We start from the raw sequence: 12,745 nt of genomic DNA on the forward strand, positions 1-12,745 counted from the left end.
CCTGTGGGAGCGGGCTTGCCCGCGAAGGGCCGCAAAGCGGCCCAAATTCCCAGAAGTGTGCCACAAATCAAGGAAGTTAGCCTTCCACCTGGCTCCACTGCTTGCTCAATCTCTTGTCGGAAATCGGCACCTTGGTCCCCAGCTGCTGGGCAAACAGCGACACCCGATATTCTTCCAGCAACCACCGGTACAGCGTCAGCTGCTCGTCACGCTTGCCCTCCTGGGCATGCTTGTCGGCCCGCGCCTTGTACTGCGCCCACAGGTTGCTCAGCTCGCCGCTCCAGACGCGGTCCTTCTGCACCTGGCTGCCCAGTTTCTCGAGGCGCAGCTCCACGGCCTTGAGGTAACGCGGCAGCTCCTTGAACCATACCGCCGGGGTCTCGCGCACGAAGCCTGGGTAGACCAGGTTGGCCAACTGCTGCTTGATGTCGTTCAGCGCCACCGCCTGGCTCAGGTCGATCTTGCCCTTGAAGCGCTTCTGCAAGCCATGCCACAGCTTCAGCACCTCCAGCGTCTGGCGGGCCAGGCGCTCGGCGTGCTCGGCCCAGCTGCCGCGCTTGCGCTCGGCGAGCCCGGCCAACGCCGCGCCATCACGAGGCAGCGGGGTTTCGCCGTCGAGGATGCAGCTGTCCAGGCTGGCCAGCAGGATGTCTTCGACCAATGCCTCGATGCGCCCCAGCTCACGGTACAGCAAGCCCAGCTCGGTCAGCCCCGGCAGCTTGCCGCGCAGGAACTTGGCCGGTTCCGCCAGCTGTTGCAGCAACAGGCGCTGCAAGGCGCGGCGGTGCTGGAACTCGGCTTCGGCCTGGGTCGAGAATCGCCCTTCGCGCACGCTGCCGCTTTCTTCCACCAGCGCCGGATACACCGTCATCGACAGCCCGGCAATCTTCTGCTGAGCGGTCTGCTTGACCTCGCTGAAGGCCTTGGCCTGTACCGGTTGCTCGCTCTTCTCGTTGCGCGGCACGGCCAGCGCGGCCTGGCTGGCGGCGGCAAAGCGCGCGGTCAGCTCGGCCAGGTCGCGGCCCTCGCCGAGGAACTTGCCCTGGCCGTCGACCACTTCGATGTTCATGCGCAGGTGGCCTTCGACCAGCCCGACCGACTCGGCCCAGGCCTCATCGGCCACCCGCGCTCCGGTCATGCGCAGCAGCTCCTGGCCCAGGGCCTGGGGCAAGGCGCCCTGGCCGAAGGTCATGCGTGCCAGCGAGGCCTTGACGAAGTCCGGCACCGGCACGAAGTTCTTGCGCAGGGCCTTGGGCAGGTTGCGCACCAGGGCCACGCACTTGGCCTCCAGCAGGCCCGGCACCAGCCACTCCAGGCGCTCGCCCGGCAGGCTCGGCAACAGCGGCGCCGGCACCCGCACGGTCACGCCGTCACGCGGGTGGCCCGGCTCGAAGTGGTAGGTCAGCGGCAGGCGCAGCTCGCCCACCTGCAGGCTGTCGGGGTACTGCGCAGCGGTGACTTCGCTGGCCTCGCGGGCCAGCACGTCTTCCTCGCGCATGATCAGCAGGTTGGGGTCCTTCTGGCTGGTCATGCGGTACCAGGCGTCGAAGGTCGCGGTCTGGTGGATTTCCGCCGGCAGGCGCGCCTCGTAGAAGGCGTACAGGGTTTCTTCATCGGCCAGAATGTCGCGCCGACGGGCCTTGGCCTCCAGTTCGTCCAGCGTTTCGAGCAGGCGCTTGTTCGCCGCCAGGCATTTGGCCCGCGACTGGATTTCGCCGCCAACCAGGCCTTCGCGGATGAACAGCTCGCGCGAGGTGACCGGGTCGATCGGGCCGAAGTGCACCGGGCGGCGGCCCACCAGGATCAGGCCATACAGCGTGATCTGCTCATAGGCCACCACTTGCCCGCGCTTCTTCTCCCAATGCGGCTCGAAGTGGTTCTTCTTGATCAGGTGGGTGGCCAGTGGCTCGATCCAGTCGGGTTCGATCTTGGCCACCATGCGCGCATACAGCTTGGTGGTTTCGACCAGTTCCGCGGCCATTACCCACTGCGGGCGCTTGCGGCCGATGCCGGAAGACGGGTGCACCCAGAAGCGCCGCTGGCGCGCGCCCTGGTAATCGCCCTCTTCGGTCTTCTGGCCGATCTGGCTGAGCAGGCCGCTGAGGATCGCCTTGTGCACCTTCTGGTAGTCGGACGGTTCCTTGTTTACCGTCAGTTGCAACTCGCGGCAGATCAACGACAACTGACGATGGGCATCGCGCCATTCACGCAGACGCAGGTAATTCAGGAAGTTCTTGCGGCACCAGTTGCGCAGCGGGCTGGCGGTCAGTGCCTGGCGCTGCTCCTCGAAGCCGCGCCACAGGTTGACCAGCGCGGCGAAGTCGGTATCGGCGTCCTTCCACTGGGCATGCGCCTGATCGGCAGCCTGCTGGCGCTCCGGCGGGCGTTCGCGCGGGTCCTGCACCGACAGCGCGCTGGTGACGATCAGCACTTCCTGCAGGCTGCCCTGGCGGGCGCCTTCGAGCAGCATGCGGCCCAGCCGCGGGTCGATCGGCAGGCGCGCCAGCTGGCGGCCGATCGGCGTCAGCTGGTTCTCGCGGTTGACCGCCGACAGCTCCTGCAACAGGTTGAAGCCGTCGCTGATGGCCTTGCCATCCGGCGGCTCGATGAACGGGAAGGCATCGATGGCGCCCAGGCGCAGGTGCAGCATCTGCAGGATCACCGCCGCCAGGTTGGTGCGCAGGATCTCGGGGTCGGTGAAGGCCGGGCGGCCGTTGAAGTCTTCTTCGCTGTACAGGCGGATGCAGATACCCGGCTCGACCCGGCCGCAACGGCCCTTGCGCTGGTTGGCGCTGGCCTGGGATACCGCCTCGATCGGCAGGCGCTGGACCTTGGCGCGGTAGCTGTAGCGGCTGATGCGCGCGGTGCCGGTGTCGATCACGTAGCGGATGCCGGGCACGGTCAGCGAGGTTTCCGCGACGTTGGTGGCCAGCACCACGCGGCGCCCGGTGTGCGACTGGAAGATGCGCTGCTGCTCGGCCGGCGACAGGCGCGCATACAGCGGCAGGATCTCGGTATGACGCAACTGCGCCTTGCGCAGGATCTCCGCGGCATCGCGGATTTCCCGCTCGCCGGGGAGGAACACCAGCACGTCGCCGGGGCCCTTGCCCACGCTGCGCTCGTGCTGGGCGATCTCGTCGAGGGTGGCGAGAATCGCCTGGTCGACGGTGAGGTCGTCCTCGATCTGGTTGCCCTCCTCGTCCTGCTCGCTGGTCAGCGGGCGGTACCAGGTGTCCACCGGGTAGGTACGGCCCGATACCTCGATGATCGGCGCATCGTCGAAGTGCTTGGAGAAACGCTCCAGGTCGATCGTCGCTGAGGTGATGATCAACTTCAGCTCCGGGCGACGGTGCAGCAGGGTCTTCAGGTAGCCGAGCAGAAAGTCGATGTTCAGGCTGCGCTCGTGGGCTTCGTCGACGATGATCGTGTCATAGCGTTCGAGGAAGCGGTCGTGCTGGGTCTCGGCCAGCAGGATGCCGTCGGTCATCAGCTTGACCAGGGTGTTGGCATCGCTCTGGTCTTCGAACCGCACCTGGTAGCCGACCAGCCCGCCCAGGGGCGTTGCCAGTTCTTCGGCGACCCGCGCCGCGACGCTGCGCGCGGCGATCCGGCGCGGCTGGGTGTGGGCGATCAGGCCATGGCTGCCACGGCCCAGCTCCAGGCAGATCTTCGGCAACTGAGTGGTCTTGCCCGAACCGGTTTCACCGGCGATCACCAGCACCTGGTGTTCGGCCAGGGCCTTCTTGATCTCGTCGCGCTTGGCGGCGATCGGCAGGCTGTCGTCGTAGCGGATGTGCGGCACGCTGCGCTGGCGCGCAGTGACCTGGGCGCAGGACGCCTGGACCTTCTCGGCCCATTGCGCGAGCTTGGCCTCGTCCGGGCGCTTGCGCAGCTCATGCAGTTGCCGACGCAGGCGATGGCGGTCGGCGATCATGGCGTGGTCGAGGTTTTGCAGCAGTTTGTCGATGGCGTGGTCAGTCATGGGGCTTTTTAGTGATGCAGGTGGGCCTGCTTTTTTCTGATCGGCATTCGGAAAGTCGGGGGGATTGTCGCAGATTTGCCGGTTTTCTGCTGCCTGTACGGGCCTCTTCGCGGGTAAACCCGCTCCCACAGGGTGTTGCATCAAGGCTGGATGTTGTGCGATCCCTGTAGGAGCGGGTTCACCCGCGAAAGGGCCCGCACAGGCAGCACAAATGTTTAGCCAGGCCCGACGTAAAGGTTGCCATTCACTGCTTTAATCAACCTTACGCCGCATGTGAGTATCAAAGGCATGACCCCCGCCCAGCCCATCGCCCCACCGTCGTCCCGCCCTTCGCCGCCGAAGGCCCGGCGCCGTGCCGGTGAAAATCCGCTGGTGCACATCATCCTCGCCTTCTGGGCCCTGTGGCACTGCCGCCACGCACGCCCACCGGACGCTGCGCTCACGCACCTGTGAACACACCCGGCCGCCATCCGGCCGCTTGACTCGACCGGACCGCGCGTGCGCGCCGGTCCCGTGCACCCGTGAGCGAACCCATCATGCACTTTGCACCTGTAGAGCAGGCCAGCCATTTTCTGGCCGCAAACCCTGATATCGAACTGTTCGAACTGTTCATCCTCGACGCCAACGGCGTACCCCGCGGCAAGCTGCTGCACCGCGATGAGCTGCTGGCGGTGTACCAGAGCGGCCGCCCGCTGCCCAGCACCATCCTCGGCCTGACTCTCAATGGCGACGACGTGGAAAACTCCGGCCTGGTCTGGGACGTCGGCGACATCGACTGCCGCGCCTACCCGCTGCAAGGCAGCCTGGTGCGCCTGCCCTGGCGCCGCGTGCCGACCGCTGCGGTGCAGGTCAGCATGCACCCCAGCGAAGGCCTGCCGGCCAGCGTCGCCGACCCGCGCCACGTGCTGCTGCACACCATCGAAGCACTGAAAGCCGACGGCTATCACCCGGTAATGGCCTGCGAGCTGGAGTTCTACCTGCTCGACCAGCAACGCGACGCCCAGGGCCGCCCGCAACCGGCACTGGACAGCGACGGCGGCCGGCCACGCAGCACCCAGGTCTATGGCCTGCGCGAACTGGAACAGATCGAACCCTTCCTCGCCGACCTCTACGCCGCCTGCAAGGCCCAGGGCATCCCGGCGCGCACGGCAATCTCGGAGTATGCCCCGGGCCAGGTGGAAATCACCCTGGAGCATGGCGATGCGCTGCAAGCCATGGACCAGGCCGTGCGCTACAAGCGCCTGGTCAAGGGCGTGGCCCACGCCCACGGCATGCAGGCCTGCTTCATGGCCAAGCCGTTCGCGCAACTGGCCGGCACCGGCATGCACATGCACCTGAGCCTGGCCGACAGCGCCGGCAACAACCTGTTCGCCAGCAGCGACCCGGCCGGCACGCCGCTGCTGCGCCAGGCGGTAGCCGGCATGCTGCGCCACCTGCGCGAGTCGCTGCTGCTGTTCTGCCCCAACGCCAACTCGTTCCGCCGCTTCCAGGCCAACAGCTACGCGCCGCTGGCGCCGACCTGGGGCGTCGACAACCGCACCGTGAGCCTGCGCGTGCCGGGCGGGCCGGCCAACAGCCGGCATGTGGAACACCGCATCTGCGGCGCCGACGCCAACCCGTACCTGGCCGCCGCTGCCATTCTGGCCGCCAGCCACCGCGGCATCCGCGAACAACTCGACCCGGGCGCCCCGGTCGAAGGCAACGGCTATGCCCAGGCCACCGAGCACCTGCCCACCGACTGGCTGACCGCCCTCGACGCCCTGGAGCGTTCGGACTGGGCCCGCGAAGCCCTCGGCGAGGCGTTCCTCGGCGTGTACCTGAAGGTCAAGCGTGCCGAGTACCGCCAGTTCATGGCCGAGGTCAGCGAGCAGGACTGGCGCTGGTACCTGCACCAGGCCTGAGCCTTACCCCATTCAAAACAAGGAACACCCATGAACGCAGCACTGAACGACGGCCCGGCCCAGCGCGCGCCGTCCTATTACAGCGCCACCCTGAACGACCACAGCGAATACCCGCAGCTCAGGGGCACGGTGCAGGTCGATGTGGCCATCATCGGCGGCGGCTTCACCGGCGTCGCCACCGCGGTGGAGCTGGCCGAACGCGGCCTGAAAGTGGCGATCGTCGAGACCAACCGCATCGGCTGGGGCGCCAGCGGGCGCAACGGCGGCCAGGTCACCGGCAGTCTCTCGGGCGACGAAGCCATGCGCACCCAGATGCGCAGCCGCCTGGGCAGCGAGGTGGACGACTTCATCTGGCACCTGCGCTGGCGCGGGCATGAAATCATCCAGCAACGGGTGGCGCGTCATGGCATCGATTGCGACCTCAAGCACGGCCACCTGCATGCGGCGATGAAGCCTTCGCACATGGATGAGCTGCGCAGCTTCCAGGCCGAGGCCGAGCGCCGCGGCATGGGCGACCAGGTGCAACTGCTCGACCGCTCCGGGGTTGCCGAGCACCTGCAAAGCCCGCTGTACCTCGGCGCCCTGAAGAACCTGCGCAACCTGCATCTGCACCCGCTCAACCTGTGCCTGGGCGAAGCCCGCGCCGCCCATGGCCTGGGCGCGCTGATCTTCGAGAATTCCGAAGTGCTGGACATCGTCCACGGCCCGCGCCCGGCAGTGGTCACCGCCCATGGCCGGGTCGAGGCAAGCCAGGTGATGCTGGCCGGCGACGTCTATCACAAGCTGGAAAAGCGCCAGCTCAAGGGCAAGATCTTCCCGGCCATGGGCGGCATCGTCACCACCGCGCCGCTGGGTGAGCTGGCCGAGCAGATCAACCCCCACGACCTGGCGGTGTACGATTGCCGCTTCGTCCTCGACTACTACCGCCTGACCGCCGACAAGCGCCTGCTGTTCGGCGGTGGCGCCAACTATTCGGGCAAGGATTCACGCGACATCGAAGGCGAGCTGCGCCCGTGCATCGAACGCACCTTCCCTGTTCTCAAGGGCGTGCCGATCGAGTTCCAGTGGAGCTGCGCGATGGGCATCGTGGTCAACCGCATTCCGCAGCTGGGCAAGCTGTCGGACAACGTGTGGTACTGCCAGGGCTATTCCGGGCACGGGATCGCCACCAGCCACATCATGGGCGAGATCATGGCCAAGGCGCTGAGCGGAACGCTGGAGCAGTTCGATACCTTCGCCGCATGCAAGCATGTGCGGGTGCCGATGGGGGACTTGCTGGGGAATCCGCTGCTGGCGGCGGGGATGTGGTACTACCAGATGCTCGAGAAACTGCGCTGAATTGACTGGCCTCTTCGCGGGTAAACCCGCTCCCACAGGAGATCGCATTACCCTGTGGGAGCGGGTTTACCCGCGAAGAGGCCAGTGAAACCAGTGAAGATTCAGAAAGTCAGGCGATCTTCTTCAGCCCTTGCTTCTTCAGCTCTTCATCGCGCAGCTCGCGGCGCAGGATCTTGCCGACGTTGGTGGTCGGCAACGCATCGCGGAACTCGATGTAGCGCGGCACCTTGTAGCCGGTGACGTTGGCACGCATGTGCTCCATCACCTGCTCCTTGGTCAGGGTCATGCCCGGCTTGACCACGATGAACACCTTGATCACCTCGCCCGACTTCTCGTCCGGCACACCGATGGCCGCGCATTGCAGCACGCCCGGCAAGCCGGCGAGCACGTCTTCGAGCTCGTTCGGGTACACGTTGAAGCCCGACACCAGGATCATGTCCTTCTTGCGGTCGACGATGCGCATGTAGCCGTCGGCCTGGATCAAGGCGATGTCGCCGGTCTTCAGCCAGCCTTCTCCGTCGAGGATCTCGGTGGTGGCGTCTTCACGTTGCCAGTAGCCCTTCATCACCTGCGGGCCCTTGACGCACAGTTCGCCCACTTCGCCCAGCGGCAGTTCGTTGCCGGCGTCGTCGATGACCTTGCACAGGGTCGACGGCACCGGGATGCCGATGGTGCCGACCTGGTTGGCCTCGGCCGGGTTGACCGCCGCCACCGGGCTGGTCTCGGTCATGCCGTAGCCTTCGCAGATGGCGCAACCGGTGACGGTCTTCCAGCGCTCGGCCACGCTCAGTTGCAGGGCCATGCCACCGGACAGGGTGATCTTCAGCGCCGAGAAGTCCAGGGCGCGGAACGCCTCGTTGTTGCACAGGGCGACGAACAGGGTGTTGAGGCCGACGAAGCCGCTGAACTTCCACTTGCCCAGTTCCTTGACCATCGCCGGCAAGTCACGCGGGTTGCTGATCAGCACGTTGTGGTTGCCGATCAGCATCATCGCCATGCAATGGAAGGTGAACGCATAGATGTGGTACAGCGGCAGCGGGGTGATGAGGATCTCGCAGCCTTCCTGCAGGTTCGCGCCCATCAGCGCGCGGCACTGCAGCATGTTGGCCACCAGGTTGCGGTGGGTCAGCATCGCGCCCTTGGCCACACCGGTGGTGCCACCGGTGTATTGCAGCACAGCGACATCGTTGGCCTGCGGGTTGGCCTCGGTGACCGGCTGGCCCTTGCCCAACGCCAGGGCGTCGTTGAAGCGCACGGCGGCCGGCAGGTTGTAGGCCGGCACCATCTTCTTCACGTACTTGATCACGCTGTTGATCAGCAGGCGCTTGACGGGTGGCAGCAGGTCGGCCACTTCGGTGACGATGACGTGCCTGACCTGGGTCTTGGGCACCACCTTCTCGGCCAGGTGCGCCATGTTGGCCAGGCACACCAGGGCCTTGGCGCCGGAGTCGTTGAACTGGTGTTCCATCTCCCGCACGGTGTACAGCGGGTTGGTGTTGACCACGATCAGGCCTGCACGCAGGGCCCCGAACACGGCGACCGGGTACTGCAGGACGTTGGGCAACTGGACAGCGATACGGTCACCCGGCTTGAGGTCGGTGTGCTGCTGCAGCCAGGCGGCGAAGGCACCCGACAGCGTGTAGAGCTCGCCGTAGGTGATGGTCTTGCCCAGGTTGCTAAAGGCCGGTTTGTTGGCAAAGCGTTGGCAGGATTGCTTGAGTACCGCCTGGATATTGGGGAATTCGTCAGGATTGATTTCCGCCGTAATCCCGGCTGGGTATTTATCCTTCCAAAAATGTTCGATCATGGAAGCCCACTCCTTCAGCAACAGCGAAGTTCGATTCACGCGTCTATGCGTTTATTATTGATATGTGATGAGGGTTCGTTGCAAACCTGATCATCCGAAAGCGGGCCGAGAGTAACAGCTTTAAATGGGGTCGCCTAGGGGCTAAAGGAGGCCTTACGGTCACAAAAATGACTCAATGAACGATACAGGTCATTTTTAGAGTATTTGACCGAAATGTCGCGAATGGAGCTGTAAATTGCCTGCTAGAGCTATTTGAAGCATTCGCGGGTAAACCCGCTCCCACAGGGTACTCCACCCATTTCCAGCATGGCGCTGTACCTGTGGGAGCGGGTTTACCCGCGAAGAAGCCAACGAGGAATCAAGCGGTATCACGCAACTCACGCCGCAGAATCTTGCCCACCGGCGTCATCGGCAACGACTCGCGCACCACGATATGCTTGGGCACCTTGTAGCCGGTGAAGTTGGCCTTGCAGAAGGCCTTGAGCTCATCCACGCTGACCCCGCCCTCGCGCGCCACCACGAACAGCTTCACCGCTTCCCCCGACTTCTCGTCCGGCACGCCGATGACCGCGCAGCTGGCCACTTGCGGGTGGCCCATGACCACGTCCTCGATCTCGTTGGGGTACACGTTGAAGCCCGAAACGATGATCATGTCCTTCTTGCGGTCGACGATGCGGGTGAAACCGTCCGGGTCGATCACCGCGATATCGCCGGTCTTGAACCAGCCTTCGGCATCCAGCGCCTGGGCCGTGGCCTCAGGTTGCTGCCAATAGCCCTTCATCACCTGCGGCCCCTTGATGCACAACTCGCCGCGCTCGCCCAGGGGCTGCTCATTGCCCTCGTCGTCGATCACCTTGAACGCCGTGCCCGGCACCGGGATACCCACCGTACCCAGGCGGGCCAGCTTGCCGTAAGGGTTGGTACTGGCCACCGGCGAGGTTTCGGTAAGGCCGTAGCCCTCGACGATGCGGCACCCGGTGAGGTCTTCCCAGCGCTCGGCCGTGGCCTTGACCAATGCCGTGCCGCCGGAGTTGGTGATCTTCAGCGCCGAGAAGTCCAGTTGGCGGAAGCCGGGGTGGTCCATCAGTGCGACGAACAGGGTGTTGAGCCCCAGCAGCGCCGAGAAGCGCCACTTGCCCAGTTCCTTGATGAAGCCCGAGATATCCCGCGGGTTGGTGATCAGCACGTTGTGGTTGCCGGTCACCATCATGCACATGCAGTTCGCGGTGAAGGCATAGATGTGGTACAGCGGCAGCGGCGCGATCATCACCTCCTGCCCTTCCCTGATCAATTGCTGGCCATCCGGCCCGTGCTGGGCGAAGCAGGCCAGCACCTGCAGCATGTTGGCCACCAGGTTGCCATGGGTGAGCATGGCGCCCTTGGCCAGGCCCGTGGTGCCGCCTGTGTATTGCAGTACGGCGATGTCGCCGAGGGCCTGCGGCACAGGCTTGTGGGCCAGGCCACGCCCTTCGCGCAGCACCTGTTTGAAGGCGATGGCCTGGGGCAGCTGGTAGGCCGGCACCATTTTCTTCACCTTGTCGACCAGGGTATTGACCAGCCAGCCCTTGGCTGCGGGCAGCAGGTCGCCCATCTTCGCCTCGATCAGGTACTCGATGCCGGTGTCGGGCAGCACCTCCTGCACGCGCTTGCCGAACAGGTTCAGGTACACCAGGGCACGTACCCCGGCGTCCTTGAACTGGTGGCGCATCTCGCGCTCGGTGTACAGCGGGTTGGTGTTGACCACCACCAGCCCGGCGCGCAGGGCACCGAACACCGCGATGGGGTATTGCAGGACGTTGGGCATCTGCACCGCGATGCGGTCGCCCGGCTGAAGGCTGGTGTTCTGCTGCAGCCACGCCGCGAAGGCCGCTGAATGGCGCTCGAGTTCGGCGTAGCTCAGGGTCACGCCGAGGTTGCTGAACGCCGGGCGGTCGGCGAAGCGCTTGCAGGAGCGCTCGAACACTTCGACCACCGAGGCGTACGCGTGCATGTCAATGGTGGAAGGAACGCCCTCCGGGCGCTTGTCATTCCAGAAGTCGGCTTGCATTTATTATTGTTCCTCTGCCTGAGCCCGCGCTGATTCCCTGCCCCGCCTGCCGAATGGCAAACGGGCGTTGAAAAGACGTTAGCAGGTAAGCCCGGGGTGGCATACACGCCAAGTGCCGCCATTAACATTGTGAATCTCTTTTATGCCCGTCCTGCAATCCGCGCGGTTGCGCATACACTGTGCGGGTACCCCTCGCGCACAGGATTCGCCATGCCCCACGACGCCTTCTGGCTGCCCGCCAGTCAGCATTGCAGCCTGTACGTGCACCAATGGCTGCCGGGCACGCCGGTCAAGGCCGTGGTGCTGCTGGCGCATGGCATGGCCGAGCACGCCGGGCGCTACCAGCACCTGGGCCATGCCTTGAGCGCGCATGGCTTCGCCCTGCTGGCGCCGGATCTGCGCGGCCACGGTCGCACTGCCGAGCTGGGCAGCCTCGGCCTTTTCGCCCGGCATCATGGCTGGAATGCCGTGGTCAACGACCTCGGCCTGCTGGCCCAGCACATCGGCCAGCAGTTCCCCTGCACGCCGCTGTTCCTGTTCGGCCACAGCATGGGCAGCTACATCGCCCAGGCCTACCTGCTGCACCACAGCGCCAGCCTGCACGGCGCGATCCTCAGCGGCTCCAACTTCCAACCGCCGGCGCTGTACCGCGTGGCCCGCCAGATCGCCCGCCTGGAAGCCTGGCGCCAGGGGCCCGGGGGGCAGAGCGCGTTGATCGAATGGTTGTCGTTCGGTTCGTTCAACAAGGCCTTCAAGCCCAACCGCACGGCCTTCGACTGGCTCAGCCGCGACCCGGCGCAGGTCGACCAGTATGTCAGCGATCCGTTGTGCGGCTTTCGTTGCAGCAACCAGCTGTGGCTCGACCTGCTGCAAGGGCTGACGCAGATCAGCCAGCCGCGCAACCTGGCGCAGATCGATCCGAACCTGCCCATGCTGGTGATCGGCGGCGAATGTGATCCGGTGAGTGCCGGCAAGCGTCTCACCCATCTGGCCGACGCACTGCGCGCGACCGGCAATCGACATGTACAGCTGCGCGTCTATCCTGAGGCGCGGCACGAAGTGCTGAACGAACTCAATCGCGACGAGGTCACCGGCGATATAATCGCCTGGCTCGAGCAGGCGCTGGCCCTTGGCCGCCCGGCTCGCAGTGAATGACAAGCGCTCTCGCCGCCCCTTAAGGAAGCCCCATGACCCAGGTCACCAACACGCCTTACGAAGCCCTCGAAGTCGGCCAGAAGGCCGAATACCAGAAGTCCGTCGAAGAGCGCGACATCCAGCTGTTCGCCGCCATGTCCGGGGACCATAACCCGGTGCACCTGGACGCCGAGTTCGCCGCCAAGAGCATGTTCCGCGAGCGCATCGCCCACGGCATGTTCAGTGGCGCGCTGATCAGCGCCGCAGTGGCCTGCACCCTGCCGGGCCCCGGCACCATCTACCTGGGCCAGCAGATGAGCTTCCAGAAGCCGGTGAAGATCGGCGACACCCTGACCGTGCGCCTGGAAATCCTCGAGAAGCTGCCCAAGTTCAAGGTGCGCATCGCCACCAATGTGTACAACCAGAACGACGAACTGGTAGTCCAGGGCGAGGCCGAGATCCTCGCGCCGCGCAAGCAACAGACCGTCGAGCTGGTATCGCCGCCGAACTTCGTCGCCAGCTGATACCGGTACTGG

Annotated in this window: 8 protein-coding genes; 5 read left to right on the top strand and 3 right to left on the bottom strand. The window is 65.3% G+C overall.

Annotated features, from left to right (window positions below):
• Window positions 1-76: 76 nt before the first annotated feature.
• Window positions 77-3,982, bottom strand: a complete 3,906-nt coding sequence (gene hrpA / locus ACIP21_RS15545; RefSeq protein ID WP_400688979.1) for an ATP-dependent RNA helicase HrpA — start codon at window positions 3,980-3,982, stop codon at window positions 77-79.
• Between the two features lie 288 nt (window positions 3,983-4,270).
• On the opposite strand from hrpA, the gene ACIP21_RS15550 reads away from it, so the two are divergent.
• From ACIP21_RS15550 to ACIP21_RS15560, 3 genes are all read left to right on the top strand, one after another.
• Window positions 4,271-4,435 (top strand): hypothetical protein, encoded by a 165-nt coding sequence (locus tag ACIP21_RS15550; protein WP_400688982.1) that lies wholly within the window; start codon window positions 4,271-4,273, stop codon window positions 4,433-4,435.
• 83 nt (window positions 4,436-4,518) lie between these two features.
• Entirely contained in the window at window positions 4,519-5,883 is a 1,365-nt protein-coding gene (locus ACIP21_RS15555) for a glutamine synthetase family protein (RefSeq protein ID WP_400688984.1), read from the top strand.
• A 30-nt stretch (window positions 5,884-5,913) separates the two neighbouring features.
• On the top strand, window positions 5,914-7,221 hold the full coding sequence (locus ACIP21_RS15560; RefSeq protein ID WP_400688987.1) for an NAD(P)/FAD-dependent oxidoreductase: 1,308 nt from the start codon (window positions 5,914-5,916) through the stop codon (window positions 7,219-7,221).
• Between the two features lie 109 nt (window positions 7,222-7,330).
• Here ACIP21_RS15560 and fadD1 read toward each other — a convergent pair whose 3' ends face one another.
• Complete coding sequence (gene fadD1, locus ACIP21_RS15565) at window positions 7,331-9,028, bottom strand: long-chain-fatty-acid--CoA ligase FadD1 (RefSeq protein WP_400688990.1); 1,698 nt, start codon at window positions 9,026-9,028, stop codon at window positions 7,331-7,333.
• 358 nt (window positions 9,029-9,386) lie between these two features.
• Window positions 9,387-11,075, bottom strand: a complete 1,689-nt coding sequence (fadD2, locus tag ACIP21_RS15570) for a long-chain-fatty-acid--CoA ligase FadD2 (RefSeq protein ID WP_400688993.1) — start codon at window positions 11,073-11,075, stop codon at window positions 9,387-9,389.
• A gap of 210 nt (window positions 11,076-11,285) precedes the next feature.
• Between fadD2 and ACIP21_RS15575 the strand changes: the two genes are divergently transcribed.
• Together ACIP21_RS15575 and ACIP21_RS15580 are read left to right on the top strand one after the other, a co-directional pair.
• Window positions 11,286-12,230 (top strand): lysophospholipase, encoded by a 945-nt coding sequence (locus ACIP21_RS15575; RefSeq protein WP_400688995.1) that lies wholly within the window; start codon window positions 11,286-11,288, stop codon window positions 12,228-12,230.
• A 32-nt stretch (window positions 12,231-12,262) separates the two neighbouring features.
• Window positions 12,263-12,733, top strand: coding sequence for a MaoC family dehydratase (locus ACIP21_RS15580; RefSeq protein WP_400688998.1), 471 nt, complete (start codon window positions 12,263-12,265; stop codon window positions 12,731-12,733).
• Window positions 12,734-12,745: the final 12 nt, after the last annotated feature.

Origin of the sequence: Pseudomonas sp. NPDC089401 (assembly GCF_044749485.1) — a bacterium.
GTDB lineage: Bacteria > Pseudomonadota > Gammaproteobacteria > Pseudomonadales > Pseudomonadaceae > Aquipseudomonas.